Genomic DNA, 16004 nt, shown 5'->3' on the forward strand with positions numbered 1-16004 from the left:
GGTGAGGGAGCGGATGCCGGCGTCGAAGCCGTCGACACCGTGGTCGACAACGCCCTGTCCTCCTTCGTCGGCGAACAGCTGGCGCAGAGCGACCGTCCCGAGCTGGGGGCCGCCAAGGTGGTCATCTCCGGCGGGCGTGGCATGGGCAACGGCGAGAACTTCACGCTGCTCGACGGCGTCGCCGACAAGCTCGGCGCGGCCATCGGCGCCTCGCGGGCCGCGGTGGACGCCGGCTTCGTGCCCAACGACATGCAGGTCGGTCAGACCGGCAAGATCGTCGCCCCGGAGCTGTACATCGCGGTGGGCATCTCGGGCGCCATCCAGCACCTGGCGGGGATGAAGGACTCCCGGGTGATCGTGGCGATCAACAAGGACGAGGAGGCGCCGATCTTCCAGGTCGCGGACTATGGATTGGTTGCCGATCTCTTCGAGGCTGTGCCCGAACTGGAAAGCAAGTTGTAAGCGGAAGATCGTGATCTTCCAGGTCGCGCTCTCGATGATCGGTGGACTCGTCGCCGACCTGTTCGAGGCCGCGACCGAGCTCGAGAAGAAGCTGTAAGGAAATGCCACGCGCGCGATGGCCATTGCCACCGCAAGCCTCATAGGCCGGCCTTCCCATCGGGGAGGCCGGTTTTTTTTCGGTATCGCCGACATGGCGTGGATATTGATAATAATTCTTGTTTGAGGTAGCGTACCAGGCGTTCAGCGCACCTTCCGGGAGACGAGCGTGCAGTATAGACAACCATGGATTCGCTGGGGGATAGCGGGGCTCGCCCTGACCCTGGCGGCCTCGGCGTCGGCCCAGTCGTCGCTTCGCGACGAGGCGCTCGACGCCCAGCGCACCCAGGCCGAGTTGCAGGATCGCATCGACGATGCCGACGAGGCGGTCCGCGAGCAACTGCGTGAGCTGCGCCAGGCGCGGGAAGAGACTCGTCGCCTGCAGACCTACAACGAGGAACTGACGCCGATCGTCGAGCGTCAGGCCGATACCCTCGACGAGCGCCGGTCCGGGTTCGAGACGCTGGCCGAGACCCGTGAGGCTCTGCCCGGGCTGCTGCGCGAGATGGTCGAACGACTGCGGTCCTGGGTCGAGCGTGACATGCCGTTTCTGCGTGACGAGCGTCTGGCCCGGGTGTCGTCACTCGAATCCACGCTCTCGGCGGCGGATCTAAGCAGTGCCGAGAAGCTGGAACGCGTTCTGGCGGCATGGCGTGCCGAGCTCGATTACGGTCGTGAACTGGATGCCTGGCGTGGCGAGCTGTCGGGTGACACGCCTCGGGAAGTGGACTTCCTGCGCCTCGGGCGGGTCGGTTGGTATTATCTGACCCCCGATGGCCATCAGGGCGGTGTCTGGAAGGCCGAGGCCGGCGAGTGGCAATCCCTCGATGAATCGGCCCTGGCGGAAATCCGCAAGGGACTGCGCATCGTGCGCGAACAGCGCGCTCCGGCGATGCTGGACCTGCCCGTCTCCCAGCCGGTGGAGGATGCCTCATGATCGGTCGTCATTCGATGATCCGTACCCTGGCCGTCGCCATGCTCGCCGTCTTGCCGTCGGGCGCTGCCCTGGCACAGTCCAGCGAGGAGGCGCTACAGACATTCCAGGCCGAACGCGAAGCGGCCGAGGCGCGCGACCGAGCCCGCCTCGCCGAACTGGTGGATGATCGGCAGGCGCTCGAGAGTGCCCTCGAGGAAGCCCGTGCCTCGCTTGCGACGGCTCGCGAAAGGCGCCAGGAGCTGGAAGCGCGACAGCAGTCGCAACGAGCCGAGCTCCAGGAACTGGCCGGCCAGATCGAGGAGCAGGGTGGCGATCTCGGGCCGGTGTTCGACGAAGTGGCGAGCGCCAGTGGCGAGCTGCGCGATGACCTGGGGCAGAGCTGGCTGACGCTGGGCGCCGAAGCATCGTTGCCGCCGCGCCTGGACGACGAAGGGGTGTTGCGCCCTCGCCAGGTCGAGACGCTGGCGGACAGTCTGATGGGGATGACGCGCGAGACCGCGCGGGTCATCAACCTGACCGCACCCGTGGCTGGACAGGATGGGCAACGCAGCGAACGGCCGGTAACACGGGTCGGCGGTCTGCTGGCCTTCAGCGAGGGCCAGTTGTTGCAGCGCAACGGCGACGAGGGCGATCTGTCGGTGCTCGAGCACACGCCCGGTTCGGTCAGTGAACGCCTGAGCGCCTTCCAGGCGGGGCAGGGCGATACGATCTCCCTGGACCCTACCGACGGCCAGGTGCTCGAGGCCATGGCCCAGCAGCCGACATTGCTGGAACGCTTCCAGCAGGGCGGCGCCGTGGGCTATGTGGTGGTGGTGCTCGGTGTGCTCGGCCTGCTGGTGGCGTTGTGCCAGTACCTCTACCTGTTGCGTGTCACAGTCACGCTCAAGCGTCAGCTCGGCGATCTGGAGCGGCTGCGCGAGGACAACCCGCTGGGGCGGGTGCTGTCGCGTTTCCATGCCCTCGGCGCCGGGCATGCCCCCGAAGCGCTGGAGGCGCGCCTCGACGAGGCCATGCTGGCCGAGCAGCCGCGCCTCGAGCGTGGCCAGTCGCTGGTCAAGATGCTGGCTGCGGTGGCGCCGTTGCTCGGGTTATTGGGCACCGTGACCGGCATGATCGTGACCTTCCAGTCGATCACCGTGTTCGGCACCGGGGATCCCCAACTGATGGCCGGCGGCATCAGCCAGGCTCTGGTGACCACGGTACTGGGCCTGATCACCGCCGTGCCCCTGTTGTTCGCCCATACCGCGCTCACCAGCCGTAGCCGCTCGCTGATCGGCATCATGGAAGGACGCGCCAGCGCGGTGCTGGCGGATCGGCTGGAGGCCGACCAGGCCGCCGCCTCGGCAACCGCGGCGACGAAGCGCCATGCCGATGCCCTGGCTTGATCCTCTCGTCCGGCTGGTCGATGCCGGAGGCCCGGTCCTGGTGGTCATCGCCGGGGTGGCCATGCTGCTGTTCTCGGTGGCGCTCGAGCGCTGGTGGTTCTTTCGCTTCCACTATCGCCCGGCGCGCCGAGACCTGGTGGATCACTGGGTGGCGCGGCACGACCGTGTCAGCTGGAGTGCACTGACCCTGCGCGAGGTCTGGGTGCGCGAGTTGATCGCCTCGCTGCGTGGTCCCTTGCCCTGGCTCAAGTTGCTGGTGGTCATCTGCCCATTGCTGGGCCTGCTCGGCACCGTGACCGGCATGATCACGGTCTTCGACAGCCTGTCGGTCAGTGAAGTCAACCAGGCGCGCGCCATGGCCGACGGCGTGGCCCGAGCCACCCTGCCGACCCTGAGCGGGATGGCGGTGTCGGTGGTGGGCCTGCTCTTCATCACCCGCCTGGAACATATCATCCGGCGCGAGGACCAGCGGTTGCATGATCGCCTTGCCCGCGCCGCGGAGGACGCACATGCGTAGACGTCGACTCGGCACCGGTGACGAGTCCAGCGAGGTCAATCTGACGCCGATGCTGGACGTGGTGTTCATCATGCTGATCTTCTTCATTGTCACCACCAGCTTCATCAAGGAGAGCGGTGTCGAGATCGAGCGCCCCGAATCGAGTGCGGCCTCGCCGCGCCCCGATGCCCAGGTCCTGGTGGCGATCACCCCCGAGGGGGCCGTCTGGGTCGATGGTGAACCCGTGGATATCCATCGGGTCGGTCCCAGGGTGGCCGGCATGGTCAGCGACGAGGGATCGGTGGTGATCCAGGCCGATCGTGACGCTACCACCGGCGTGCTGATCGAGGTCATGGATCGGCTGCGCGAGGCCGACGTCGAGCAGGTCGCGGTGGCGGCGCAACGGAGCGGGGCCTGATGCTGCGCCATCCCTTCGCCCTGGTCGCCGGTTCGGCGCTGGCGCTGGTGCTCTTCATGCTGTTGGCGTTGCTGGTGGTGCCCCCGGAGGCCGAGCCCGAGCGCCGCCTGGAGACCATGACCATGAGCATGGCCGAGGCACCGGCCGAGCTAGAGACCGAGCCCAGCCCTGCGCCCACGGCCAGTGCGCCACCACCACCGGCACAGGCGGCGACACCGCCTCCTCAGCCGGCGCCTTCACCCAGTGTCAGCAGCGAAATTGCCCTGCCGGAGCCCGAGCTGGAACCGTTGGACGTCCCCGATGTGCCGATGGACGAGTCGTTGCCGGAGCTCCAGGAAACGCCGCCCGAGCCACAGCCGGAACCGGAACCCGAGCCACAGCCGGAACCCGAGCCGGAACCGACCCCGCAGCCCGAGCCGGCTTCGGAGCCCTCGCCGGAGCCGACCCCTGAATCGGTCTCACAGGCCGCATCGGCGTCCGGCGAATCGGCCAATGAGGCGGCCTCCGCGGCCTCGCAGGAACCCGTGGATGTGGGAACATCGGCCCAGGCGACGCGACGGGGCCAGCCGACGTATCCGTCGCGTGCGCAGCGTCGCGGGATCGAGGGGCATGTCGTGGTGCAGTTCATCATCCGACCCGATGGCAGCGTGGATCCGGGCAGTGTCGAAGTGCTGGAGTCGAATCCGCCCAGGGTGTTCGAGCGTGCCGCCAGGCGATCGATCATCGATTGGCAATTTCAGCCGGCCGAGCAGCGTCGGCGGGCCCGTCAGCGTTTCGAGTTCAAGTTGAGGTAGTCGCATGCGCCATGCCCCCTATGCCTGCATCCTGATCGCCGGCGCCTGGTTGTCCGCATCGCCGGCCTGGGCTGCGCCGACGCTGCCCGGCGGGATCATCGATGATCTCCAGGGGCTCGAGGCGCGTCTCGCCGAGGGCGATGCCGCCGATGTCGAGCACCGGGCCACTCGGCAGGCCGAGCGGCTCGCGGGAGGCAATGCCGCGGACCGCTGGGCACGTGCGTTGTACCTGCAACTCGCCGCCAACGCCGAGGTGCGTCGCGATAACCTGCGGTCGGCCGCCGAGCATCTGGCTACCGCGCGAGGTATCGATGGTGTCGAGCAGGCGCAAGCGGATCGCTGGTTGAGGCAGGAGGCCGGGCTGCGAGCCCGCCTCGGCGAGCCCGGCCGGGCCAGGGAACTCTTGGGTAGCTGGTTCCAGCGTCATGGTGGCGATGCCGACGCGCGCTGGTTGATGGCGCAGTTGCAGGCCCAGGCCTCGCGATGGGAACAGGCCGCCGATTGGGCCCAGCGCGCCCTGGAAGGCGATGTGTCACCGTCGCGGCAGCGCCTGGGGCTGGCAGCCACGGCCTTGCAGCGAGCCGGCCGGCAACAAGCGGCCCTGGCGGTGCTGGAGAGACAACTGGCGGGGGACGATGAGAACCCGGAAACCTGGCGTCGTGCGGCGGGGCTGGCGCAGCGCATGGACGATCCGGGCCGGGCCGCGGCACTGTGGGAAACGGCCTGGCGGCGTGGTGTGCTGAGCGGTGCGGATGATCTGATGCAGCGGATTCGACTGCATCTGGCGGCGGGCACGCCGGCCCGGGCGGCGGAGATCCTGGATCATGCATTGGAGGCGGGCAGCCTGGACGATTCGCTGGAGCATCGCCGCCTGCTGGCCGAGGCCTGGCAGGCGGCCCGTGACCGCGACCAGGCACTGACCGCCTGGCAAGAGGTCGCCAAGCGCAGTGAGACCGCCGAGGATTGGTTGCGACTGGGTCAACTGGCTGCCGACTGGAACCGCCTGGACCTGGCTCGGGAGGCATTGCGTCGCGCGGAGCAGAAGGGCGCCACCGAGGCGAGCGACTGGTTGGCGGCGCTGCCCGAGGAAACGGCGTCACGCGATGCGTCGGGCAGCGGCAGAGCGGAGGCTGAGGGGTGAGCGTCTCCGCTCTCTCGGCTATTAACCTGGCAATCAAAGCGTTCAGGATGATCTCTTTGATTGTCGCCCACCTCACGCTGGCGCAGACAGGTGAATCTGCTGGCGTGGTGTAGGCTCGCGCCGGGCTGTCGGCCGGCGGCGGCACGTCCCTGTGCCGCGATTAACCCGACCTGAATGCTTGCCGGGTTAATCGTTCAGGTCGAGCTCGGTCCACACGGGGGCGTGATCCGACGGCTTCTCCATCCCGCGCAGGTCGTAGTCGATCCCGGCATCGGTGATGTGCGTCACCAGGGGGGCGGTGGTCAGGATATAGTCGATCCGCAGGCCACGCTTGGGGTCGCGGTCGAAGCCCTTCGAGCGATAATCGAACCAGCTGAAGCGGTCGTCGATCTCGGGGTAGCGGTGCCGGTAGCTGTCTGCAAGCCCCCAGGCCTTGATGGCGTCCAGCCACTCGCGTTCCTCCGGCTGGAAGCTGGTCTTGCCTTCGCGCAGCCAGCGCTTGCGGTTGGATTCGCCGATGCCGATATCGATATCCGCGGGCGAGATATTGAAATCGCCCATGATCGCCAGGCGCTCGTCCGCACGGTGATGCTCATTCAGCAACGAGGCGAGCTGGCCATAGAAGCGTCGCTTGTGGGGAAACTTCACCGGATGCTCGATGTTCTCGCCCTGGGGGAAATACCCGTTCCAGATCGTCAACGGCTCGCCGTCGGCGCCGCGCAGGCGCACGCCGATCATGCGGCGCTGGGCGTCTTCCTCGTCATCGGGGAAACCGTACTGGACGAGCTCGGGCTCTTCCGGGCACTGCTCGCGGCAGCACATCAGGGCCACGCCATAGTGTCCCTTCTGGCCATGGTAATAGACGCGATAGCCCAGTGCCTCCACGGCGTCGACCGGGAACTCGCTATCCTGGACCTTGGTCTCCTGAAGACCGATCACCGCCGGACGGTGACGCTCGATCAGGGCCTCGAGCTGGTGCAGGCGGGCCCGAATACCGTTGATATTGAATGACACCAGGCGCATCGTCAGTCGTCCTTGTCGTGAGAGTTGTCGGGATGGATGTCGATCGGCTGGCCGGTTTCCTGGCGGGCCTGCTTGCGGGCCGCCTGCAGCTTGCGTTGCTGGCGTTTCTTCTGGCTGAAACGCCGTGACGGACCGATCTGATCGGGGTTGTCGTGACGCCACTGCTTGTAGTCCTTGCGTCGTCCGGTGCGGATCGTCACCTTGTCGGACAGCGAGCGGGTCTTCTTTCGGCGTGTCATGACGCATGGCTCCTTGGAGAATGCCGCCATTCTAGCAGGCCCGGGCGTACCGTCGACAGCGATGGACGCGCCCTCGAGGCGCGAGAACTGGTACAATGGCCGTTTGTGTCACGCATCCATCCACAACACGGACGAGACAGCACAGCCTATGAGCGAGTCGGAACAGACCACAGCACCGGCCCAGAACCGCAAGCCCAAGCGTCGCCGCCGCAAGCCGCGCCGCCGCCAGTCGAACTGGGATCTTCGCCAGTTCCAGGTGCCCGCGGTAGCGGGCAAGTGGCGCTTTCACGACTTCGATCTGCCGCTGCCGTTGATGCGGGCCATCCATGCGCAGGGGTTCGAGTACTGCACGCCGATCCAGGCCGAGGCATTGACCCACACCCTGCTGGGCGGCGATGTGGTGGGCAAGGCACAGACAGGAACCGGCAAGACGGCCGCCTTCCTGATCTCCATCCTGGCCTACTTCCTGGAGGAAGAGGCGCCCGATGGTCAGAAGCCCGGCGCCCCCCGCGCACTGATCATCGCGCCGACCCGTGAACTGGCGTTGCAGATCGAGAAGGATGCCAAGGCCCTGGCACGCTTCACCAATCTCAATATCGCCAGCGTCGTCGGCGGCATGGATTATCAGAAGCAACGCGACGGCCTGGGCAAGAAGCTGGACCTTCTGGTCGCCACGCCCGGTCGGCTGCTGGATTTCCATCAGAAGCGCGACGTCGATCTCACCCAGGTCGAGACGCTGGTGCTCGACGAGGCGGATCGCATGCTGTCGATGGGCTTCATTCCTGACGTCAAGCGCATCATTCGCCACACGCCGAAGACGGAAGAGCGTCAGACCTTCCTGTTCTCGGCGACCTTCACCGACGACATCCTCAACCTGGCCGGGCAGTGGACCCATGAGCCGGCCCATGTGGATATCGAGGTGACCGTCGACAACGCCGCCGACATCGATCAGCGCGTCTATCTGGTCAGTGACGACGACAAGGAGCGCCTGCTGGTCAAGCTGTTGCAGCAGGAAAGCTTCGATCGGGTGATGGTGTTCGGCAATCGACGCGACCTGGTACGCAAGCTCGACGGCCTGCTGCGCAAGGCGGACATCAATGTCGCCATGCTGTCCGGCGATGTGCCCCAGAACCAGCGCATCCGCACCCTCGAGCAATTCCGCGAGGGCGAGATCCAGGTGCTGGTGGCCACCGATGTGGCCGGCCGTGGCATTCATATCGAGGATGTCAGCCATGTGATCAACTACACCCTGCCCGAGGACCCGGAGGACTATGTTCATCGTATCGGCCGTACCGGCCGGGCCGGCGCCAAGGGTGTGTCGATCAGCTTCGTGGGGGAAGAGGACGCCTTCTCGCTGCCGGAGATCGAACGCTTCATCAATGACAAGCTGCCCTGCGAGCACCCGCCGGAAGGACTTTTATGAGCTATAAGCTTGAAGAGCGGCGCTACGCACCTGGAAGCTGGAAGTCATAGGAAACATTGTCAGCCACGATGTCGAAAAATACCTCGAGTGACGGCCGGACAAGGCGAATGTCTGTGCTGACTGGGCGTTTGACGTTACAGCAGGTAGCGCCCTGTAAGCTGACGACTTTGCTGCGGATACTGACGGCTTCGATGCAAGCTCAGTTCGTGCTCTGCACGGTCGGTGAGATCGGGTTTTCTTACCGCTTCCAGCTTCCAGCTTCCAGCTTGGGCTTGGGTGAATATGCTTGACGAGGTCCTGAAGGACGAGATTCAGACCGCCTATCGCCGCGTGCTTGAGGGCCTCGAACTCACGCCGCGTTACGGCCAGCGGCTGATGATTGCCGAGATCGCCCGCACTCTGGCCGGCATCGAGACCGATGATGCCGGGCGGCGCACCAGCGATGAGCATGTCTGTGTGCTCGAGGCGGGGACCGGTACCGGCAAGACCCTGGCCTACCTGCTGGCCGCCTTGCCGGTGGCCAAGGCCAGGGGCAAGCGGCTGGTGGTGGCCACCGCGACCGTGGCGCTTCAGGAGCAGGTGCTGCATCAGGACCTGCCTTCGCTCAAGGCGCACAGCGGTCTGGCCTTCGACTACGCCCTCGCCAAGGGGCGCGGGCGCTATGTCTGCGTGGCGCGGCTCGACCAGGCCATGGACGGTGGCGAGGACAATCCGACCCTGTCGCTCTTCGAGCAGTCACTGGACAGCGGCGGCGATGAGTTCCAGAAACTGGTGCAGTCCCTCGGCGAGGCCTATGGCAATGGCCGTTGGCAGGGGGATCGCGACAGCTGGCCGGAGGCCATCGACGACGCCCATTGGCGCAAGCTCACCGTCGATCATCGCCAGTGCACCAATCGGCGCTGCGGGCACTTCGGCGCCTGTGCCTTCTTCCGCGCGCGCCGAGACCTGGACAGTGCCGATGTCATCGTTGCCAACCATGACCTGGTGCTGGCCGATCTCGCCCTGGGGGGCGGCGTGGTGCTGCCGGACCCTGCTGATTGCCTCTACGTCTTCGATGAGGGCCACCACCTGCCGGACAAGGCGCTCAACCACTTTACCCATCGTTTCGCCGTGGGCGGCGGGTTGCGCTGGTTGCGGACCCTCAAGAAATCGCTCACCGAGTTGAACCAGCAGCTTGGCGTCCAGCCGACGCTTGCGCGCTTGTTGTCCGGCCTGCCCCAGGCCATCGAGGCGCTCGAGCCGCACCTGGGCGAGGTCTTCTCCCTGGGCCACCAACTGGCCGGCCGACCGGAAGGGCTCGGCGAGGCCGAGGAGGGGGCCCAGCACCGGCTCGAGATGGGCCGTGTCCCCGATGCCCTGCGCGAGGCGTCCGGGGCCCTGGTGACGATCTTCGCCGAGCTCTCGCGCACGCTGGAGTCCATGAGCGATATCCTGCGCGAGAGCCTGGACCCCGAGAAGTCCACCGGGCTGCCCCGGGAACAGGCCGAACCCTGGTTACCGCTGGTGGCACTGCTGCATGGCCGCGCCCTGGAAGCGCATGCCTTGTGGCTCGCCTTTGCCGAACCGGATCCCGCGGACGAACCGCCCCGGGCGCGCTGGCTGACGCTGGAGCGTTTCGGTGGCGAGCCGGAGCTGACCTTCTCGGCCAGCCCGGTTTCCGCCGCGCACACCCTGGCCAAGTCCCTCTGGGGGCGTTGTCATGGGGCCGTGGTCACCTCCGCGACCCTGACGGCGCTGGGGCGTTTCGAGCGCTTGCAGGAACGTGCCGGCCTGGCCAATCGTTACCGCTATCAGCGGCTTCCGAGTCCCTTCGACTATTCCCGTGCGGTACTCAGCGTGCCCCGGGAGGCCGTGGATCCCGCCGACCGGGAAGGGCACGAACGTGCCATCGTCGAGTTCGTTGAGGCGCTTGGCGAGAAAGAAGCCGTGTTGATGCTGTTTTCTTCCCGGGCCCAGTTGCGTGGTGTGGAACGAGCCCTCAGCCCAGGACGTCGCGACAGAGTGCTGGCCCAGGATCGCCTGCCCAAGCGCGAGCTGGTGGAGCGCCATCGCGAGCGAGTCGACAAGGGCGAAGGCAGTATCCTGTTCGGTCTGGCGAGTTTCGCCGAGGGCATCGATCTGCCGGGCGAGTACCTGACCCATGTGGTCATCACCCGCCTTCCCTTCGCCGTACCCGATGATCCGGTGGGCGCGACCCTGGCCGAGTGGATCGAGAGCCAGGGCGGCAATCCCTTCATGCGCATCAGCGTGCCGGATGCGTCCATCAAGCTGGTGCAGGCCTGTGGTCGGCTGATCCGCAAGGAGACCGATGCCGGCCGGATCACCCTGCTCGACAGGCGGGTCCTCACTCGCCGCTACGGTCGAGCCCTGCTCGATGCACTGCCGCCCTTCACCCGGGAGATCGATGGCATGGTGCAGGACTGAGAGACCGATTCGCTCGAATGGGACGGGAGGTCGCATGAAGCTGATCCTGAGCCGCAAGGGCTTCGATTCCTCCGCCGGTGGCGTGCCGAGCCCGATACTGCCCGATGGTCGACTGGTTGTCCTGCCCATTCCGGATGCACATTCCAGGATTTCCTACGACGCCATCTCCCATGCAGGGGAGCCCCTGGGGCCGCTCGTTTCCGATCTCACGCAGGGGCGGATCGCGGCAGGGGCCGGGGCGCACCTGGATCCCGATCTGATGCGGCAGAGTCTGCCGAGAAAGCCCGGCTGGCGTCCCGTGTTCGGGCAGATGGGGCAAGCGCTCGGTCACTTGCGCAATCAGGGGGTCGGGCCGGGGGATCTGTTCCTCTTCTTCGGGCTCTTCCGTCGCGTTGAGCGAGCCGAGGGGCGCTGGCGCTGGGTCAGAGACGCCGCTCCCTGTCACGTACTCTGGGGCTGGATGCAGGTGGCGGAGGCGCTGTCGCTGGAAAAGGCACTGCCGCCGGCGTATTCATGGGCCGGTTATCATCCGCACTGCCAACGGATCGGGGACGCCGGGAACGTCCTGTACATCGCGCGTCGTCATCTGCGTGTGGTGGGCGAGGACGAGGGGCTGCCCGGTGCCGGGGTCTTTTCGCACTATGGCGCCGGGCGTCGGCTGACGGCGGTGAGTGCGGCCCGGGTGTCCGACTGGGAGCTGCCGGCCTGGTGGTATCCCGATGCGGGGCGCGAGCCGTTGAGTTATCACGGTGATCCCGAACGCTGGTGTCGCCGAGGAGGTCGAACCGCGTTGCGCGCCGTGGCGCGGGGGCAGGAGTTCGTGCTGGATACCGGGCAATACCCCGAGGCACAGCCCTGGGTGCGTGAGTTGATACGGGGCTGAGAGGGTGTCTACAAAATGCCTACACTCGGCAATACGGCGTTGAAATTGACCTCAAAATGCTCATTTACCCATCGTAAACTGCGCTTTTTCACTCAATTTCGCCTTGTCTTGCCTTCGTTCGCCTGTTTTGTAAACACCCTCTGAGCGCGATGGCGGCATTCGCTCGCCCCGTCGTGCATTCCGGGGCGAGCGAATCGAGAGGTCTCAGTCGTCGTCGTGGCGCGAGGCCAGGGTGGCCGCCAGCTTGTCGTTCATCTCCTTGAAGGCCTTCTCGGTGGTTTCCCAGTCGATGCAGGCATCGGTGATGGAGACCCCGTAGGCAAGCTGACCGATATCATCGGGAATCTTCTGGTTGCCCCAGCCGATATTGGATTCGACCATCAGGCCGATGATGGAGCGGTTGCCCTCGAGCAACTGGTTGGTGACGTTCTCCAGCACCAGCGGCTGCAGGCCGGGATCCTTGTTGGAGTTGGCGTGGGAACAATCGATCATGATGTTGGGCGTGACGCCGGCCTTGTGCAGTTCCTGCTCGGCGAGTGCCACGCTGACGCTGTCATAATTGGGCTTGCCGTTGCCGCCCCGGAGCACGACATGTCCGTGACGGTTGCCGCGGGTGCGGATGATCGCGACCTTGCCGGCCTGGTCGATGCCGAGGAAATTGTGGGGATGGGCCACCGACTGCAGCGCGTTGACGGCCACGTCGAGGCTGCCATCGGTGCCGTTCTTGAAGCCCACCGGGCAGGAGAGGCCGGAGGCCATTTCGCGGTGGGTCTGGGACTCGGTGGTCCGGGCGCCGATGGCCGACCAGCTGATGCAGTCCTGAAGATATTGGGGCGAGATCGGATCCAGGGCTTCGGTCGCCAGCGGAAGGCCCAGTTCGGCGAGCTCTACCAGCAGCTTGCGAGCGGTGTGCAGGCCTTGCTCGATTTCGAAGGAACCATTGAGGTGCGGGTCGTTGATCAGGCCCTTCCAGCCCACCGTGGTGCGGGGCTTCTCGAAGTAGACACGCATCACGATATACAGGCTATCCTGCACATCATCGGCCAGCTTGCGCAGGCGGCGGGCATAGTCCATGGCGGCATCCACATCGTGGATCGAGCAGGGGCCGACGACCATCAGCAGCCGCGGGTCACGGCCTTCCAGAATGTTCTGAATGGTCTCTCGCCCCTCGATCACCGTGCGTTCCGCCTGCTCGCTCAGGGGAACGTCCCGCTTGAGTTCCACGGGGGTGATGAGCACGTCCTCGCCGAGGACGTTGAGGTTGTTGACCTGTTGTTCGGACATGTTGCTACCTGTGTCGTGTCAGCGCTGATGGGGAAACGATGCTTTTCCTGTTGAATGGAGCCTACTATCGCCCGCGAGTCGTGCAAATTCAATCATCTGGGAACCGTGTCGCGGGATGATTGTCAGAGCGGCGGCAGGGCGGTCCGGAGCCGCCGGCTTGATGGATGCTCGAGAAACAGGAACACTTGAGCACTTCTTTCACGGGCGCACTATGACATGGTACCCAGCGGCCAGGGCTTCAGGTTGACATTTATGCAAGCGATACCCGTTTCATTGCGACGCCGCCATCCGGCGTTTCGCCATTCTCCCATCCCGGGGAGGCCTTGAATGGGGACGACTCGGGAGACCGACCAGCAACTCGTCGAACGTGCCCAGAAGGGGGATACCCGGGCCTTCGACCTGCTGGTCAAGAAATATCAGCACAAGATCATCGGATTGATCGGTCGTTACGTGCACGATCACGCCGAGGTCCAGGACGTGGCGCAGGAGGCCTTCATCAAGGCCTATCGGGCGCTGGGCAAGTTTCGTGCCGAGAGCGCGTTCTACACCTGGATGTATCGGATTGCCATCAATACCGCCAAGAATCACCTGGTGTCCAAGGGGCGGCGTCCGCCGGGCAGCGACATGGACATCGTGGATGCCGAAATCGTCGATCACAGTGGCCGGCTGGCCGATATCGAGACGCCGGAAGCCTCGATCGCTCGTGACCAGCTCCAGGCGGCCGTGTTCGAGGCGATTGAAGGGCTGCCGGAGGATCTCCGCACGGCGATCACGCTGCGCGAGCTCGATGGGCTCTCCTATGAGGATATCGCCAATATCATGGAGTGCCCGGTGGGAACGGTGCGTTCACGGATCTTCCGCGCTCGGGAGGCCGTGGATCAGCATATCCAGCCGCTGGTCACCACGTCGCGCAACCAGGAGACGATGACCGAATGAGGCGAATTTGCATGGTTTTTGTCGATTGGCTGAACTGTCGCGCCGTTGTGACGTCATATGCGGTGACCGGCCTGCTTGCGGTGGGGCAGTGGCTCCCTGGCGCGACCGGCATGACAGTCTTGATGCCGGACTACCGGGCTTCCAATGGATGCAAGGCGGGCCAGCCTTGATGAGTGTGAGGGTGTGAAGAAATGAGTCAGAACGCACGGGAATCGCTTTCTGCACTGATGGACAACGAGGGCGATGAGCTCGAGTTGCGACGTGTATTGAAATCGCTTGACGATGAACCCGATGCGGCGGACACCTGGCGCCGCTACCACCTGATGCGAAGCATGCTGCGTCGAGAGAACGACATCGATACGAGCACCGATCTCTCGGTGGGCGTGATGGCGCGACTGCAGGACGAGCCGCTGCCGGTCGCCGAGTCGGCGACCCAGGGGCGACGCTCCTTGCCGCTGGCGCGTAGTGCCGGTGTCGCGGCGGCGGTGTCGCTGATGGTCATCACCGGGGTGCAGTTTTACAACGGTGCCTCGCCGCTCGATGGTGACGACGCGGCGCCGCTGGCTTCCACTGCGGATGCTCCGGCTTCCGGTAGTGCCTCCGTGTCTGGCGGCGCCGCGGCATCGACCGTCGCCGCTACCTCGGCTGCATCTGCCGCCGGTAACAGTGGGGCGATGCGAGCGAGTCAGGGCCCCTCGTTGGCCGAACTGCCGATGTTCCAGTCGTCGTCGAGCGGTAACCGCGGACTGATGACGGTGGGAGCCGATGCCTATCCGATGATGATGTCGCCGAGTCAGCGTCAGTCGGTGCGCATGGATCAGCAACAGGCCCGCTTGTTGCAGTCCTACCTGGATCGGCATGCCGAGGGTACCGCCGTCAGCGGTGGTGATGTCTGGATGCCGTTGCTGCGTTCCACCGGAAGCGAGCCGCTGGGGCAGCGCTGATGTGGCGTTGGCGGAAACGGTCGGGCTGCGCTGCCAGTGTCCTGCTGGCCGGATGTATCGCCTTGCCGGCGATGGCCCGGGAAGAGGCGACGTCGGCGGATCCTCTCGACTGTACCGCACTTGCCGAGCAGGAAACGCCGACGTCGGCCGATTCCTGGTTCGGGCGCAGTCGCTGGGCCAGTCATTGTTACATCTTCCAGGCGCGTGCCGTACGCATCGGCGTCGATGGCGTCCGGACGCTGGCGTTGTCCCATGACGTCACGGATGGTGTCGAGCGCGAGGTGGCCCGCTTCCTGGATGGTCCCCCGGCGGTCCATGAGCGGCGCGGCGGGATCGGTCGTCTCGGCGGTGAAGGGATCCATCCTGACGCCAGCGAACGGCATCTCGAGGACTTCTATCGTCTGCGCCTGGCCGGCGAGTCACGCATCGCCAGTCGGCGTGCTGTCCGTCTCGAGATCGAGCCGCTGGACGATCAGCGTTACGGGCGTCGCCTGTGGCTGGATTCGTCCACGGCGCTGCCGCTCAAGCAGGTGCTGCTCGACGAGCGTGGCCGTGCCGTCGAAACCTTCCAGATCACCGAATTGCGCGATCCCCGGCTGTATCAGGGCGAGATCGAGCGGTTGTCCCGAAACGATACCCCGTCCGAGCGTCCCTGGCGCCCCGGTTGGCTGCCCGACGGCTTCGAGCCGCAGACCATCGCGGCGTCCGACGGCTCGCGTGGCGAGGTCGAGCAACGGATCTATGGCGATGGGCTTGCCACCCTCAGCCTGTTCGTCGAGTCCGTGTCAGGGCAAGAGCTTCTCAAGCCCGGCGTGCACCGCCTGGGGGTCTCCCATGCGGCCGTTCGGCACGGTGAGCTCGGTGGGCGTCCGCGTCAGGTCGTGGTCATGGGCGAGCTGCCGCCATCGGTGCTGCAGCGGGTGGCCGAATCCGTCGAGTGGCGTGGAGGGCAGAACACCGCCGCTTCTTCCCGGGATAGCGCCTCTCCCCCGTGAACTCGCAGGCATGGCTGATGCCGGCGGGCCGTGAGTTCGTGTTTGCCGGAAGGCATCTTGCGGCTCGCTGAACCTTTTCGCCTCACTGTGGTTTAGAAGAATGCGAACCCCTCATCCCATCCAA

Annotated in this window: 16 protein-coding genes; 13 read left to right on the forward strand and 3 right to left on the reverse strand. The window is 65.7% G+C overall.

Annotated elements, in window-relative coordinates:
- The 7 genes from LU493_RS17575 to LU493_RS17605 form a co-directional block, all read left to right on the forward strand.
- A partial coding sequence (locus LU493_RS17575; protein ID WP_275289107.1) for an FAD-binding protein occupies positions 1-462 on the forward strand: 462 nt, incomplete at its 5' end.
- Positions 463-727: 265 nt separating this feature from the next.
- The gene (locus LU493_RS17580) at positions 728-1495 is read left to right on the forward strand and encodes a DUF3450 domain-containing protein (protein ID WP_275289108.1); all 768 of its coding nucleotides are present in this window, start codon (positions 728-730) and stop codon (positions 1493-1495) included.
- Positions 1492-2880 (forward strand): MotA/TolQ/ExbB proton channel family protein, encoded by a 1389-nt coding sequence (locus LU493_RS17585; RefSeq protein ID WP_275289109.1) that lies wholly within the window; start codon positions 1492-1494, stop codon positions 2878-2880. The genes LU493_RS17580 and LU493_RS17585 overlap by 4 nt, the downstream gene beginning before the upstream one ends.
- Complete coding sequence (locus LU493_RS17590; RefSeq protein ID WP_275289110.1) at positions 2861-3397, forward strand: MotA/TolQ/ExbB proton channel family protein; 537 nt, start codon at positions 2861-2863, stop codon at positions 3395-3397. Before LU493_RS17585 ends, LU493_RS17590 begins: the two co-directional genes overlap by 20 nt.
- Entirely contained in the window at positions 3390-3794 is a 405-nt protein-coding gene (locus LU493_RS17595) for an ExbD/TolR family protein (protein ID WP_275289111.1), read from the forward strand. Before LU493_RS17590 ends, LU493_RS17595 begins: the two co-directional genes overlap by 8 nt.
- The gene (locus LU493_RS17600) at positions 3794-4588 is read left to right on the forward strand and encodes an energy transducer TonB (RefSeq protein WP_275289112.1); all 795 of its coding nucleotides are present in this window, start codon (positions 3794-3796) and stop codon (positions 4586-4588) included. Before LU493_RS17595 ends, LU493_RS17600 begins: the two co-directional genes overlap by 1 nt.
- Positions 4589-4592: 4 nt before the next feature.
- On the forward strand, positions 4593-5729 hold the full coding sequence (locus LU493_RS17605) for a tetratricopeptide repeat protein (protein ID WP_275289113.1): 1137 nt from the start codon (positions 4593-4595) through the stop codon (positions 5727-5729).
- Between the two features lie 186 nt (positions 5730-5915).
- Here the strand turns inward: LU493_RS17605 and xthA are convergent, their stop codons facing one another.
- Together xthA and LU493_RS17615 are read right to left on the reverse strand one after the other, a co-directional pair.
- The gene (gene xthA / locus LU493_RS17610; protein ID WP_275289114.1) at positions 5916-6752 is read right to left on the reverse strand and encodes an exodeoxyribonuclease III; all 837 of its coding nucleotides are present in this window, start codon (positions 6750-6752) and stop codon (positions 5916-5918) included.
- Positions 6753-6754: 2 nt separating this feature from the next.
- Positions 6755-6991 (reverse strand): hypothetical protein, encoded by a 237-nt coding sequence (locus LU493_RS17615; protein WP_275289115.1) that lies wholly within the window; start codon positions 6989-6991, stop codon positions 6755-6757.
- A 148-nt stretch (positions 6992-7139) separates the two neighbouring features.
- Here LU493_RS17615 and LU493_RS17620 point away from each other — a divergent pair, with 148 nt between their 5' ends.
- The 3 genes from LU493_RS17620 to LU493_RS17630 all read left to right on the forward strand — a co-directional run bounded on the left by LU493_RS17620 (position 7140) and on the right by LU493_RS17630 (position 11721).
- Positions 7140-8414 carry a DEAD/DEAH box helicase gene (locus LU493_RS17620; RefSeq protein ID WP_275289116.1) on the forward strand — a complete coding sequence of 425 codons (1275 nt, stop codon included), beginning with the start codon at positions 7140-7142 and terminating at the stop codon, positions 8412-8414.
- A 282-nt stretch (positions 8415-8696) separates the two neighbouring features.
- Entirely contained in the window at positions 8697-10838 is a 2142-nt protein-coding gene (gene dinG / locus LU493_RS17625; RefSeq protein WP_275289117.1) for an ATP-dependent DNA helicase DinG, read from the forward strand.
- A 34-nt stretch (positions 10839-10872) separates the two neighbouring features.
- On the forward strand, positions 10873-11721 hold the full coding sequence (locus tag LU493_RS17630) for a hypothetical protein (protein ID WP_275289118.1): 849 nt from the start codon (positions 10873-10875) through the stop codon (positions 11719-11721).
- Between the two features lie 204 nt (positions 11722-11925).
- Here the strand turns inward: LU493_RS17630 and LU493_RS17635 are convergent, their stop codons facing one another.
- Positions 11926-13005 carry a 3-deoxy-7-phosphoheptulonate synthase gene (locus tag LU493_RS17635; protein ID WP_275289119.1) on the reverse strand — a complete coding sequence of 360 codons (1080 nt, stop codon included), beginning with the start codon at positions 13003-13005 and terminating at the stop codon, positions 11926-11928.
- Positions 13006-13332: 327 nt separating this feature from the next.
- Between LU493_RS17635 and rpoE the strand changes: the two genes are divergently transcribed.
- The 3 genes from rpoE (at position 13333) to LU493_RS17650 (ending at position 15880) form a co-directional block, all read left to right on the forward strand.
- Positions 13333-13941 (forward strand): RNA polymerase sigma factor RpoE, encoded by a 609-nt coding sequence (rpoE, locus tag LU493_RS17640; RefSeq protein WP_275289120.1) that lies wholly within the window; start codon positions 13333-13335, stop codon positions 13939-13941.
- A gap of 191 nt (positions 13942-14132) precedes the next feature.
- The gene (locus LU493_RS17645) at positions 14133-14885 is read left to right on the forward strand and encodes a sigma-E factor negative regulatory protein (RefSeq protein WP_275289121.1); all 753 of its coding nucleotides are present in this window, start codon (positions 14133-14135) and stop codon (positions 14883-14885) included.
- 71 nt (positions 14886-14956) lie between these two features.
- Positions 14957-15880, forward strand: a complete 924-nt coding sequence (locus tag LU493_RS17650; protein WP_275289135.1) for a MucB/RseB C-terminal domain-containing protein — start codon at positions 14957-14959, stop codon at positions 15878-15880.
- The last annotated feature ends 124 nt before the right edge of the window (positions 15881-16004 follow it).

The sequence above is a fragment of the Halomonas elongata genome (assembly GCF_029081005.1).
Taxonomy (GTDB): domain Bacteria; phylum Pseudomonadota; class Gammaproteobacteria; order Pseudomonadales; family Halomonadaceae; genus Halomonas; species Halomonas elongata_B.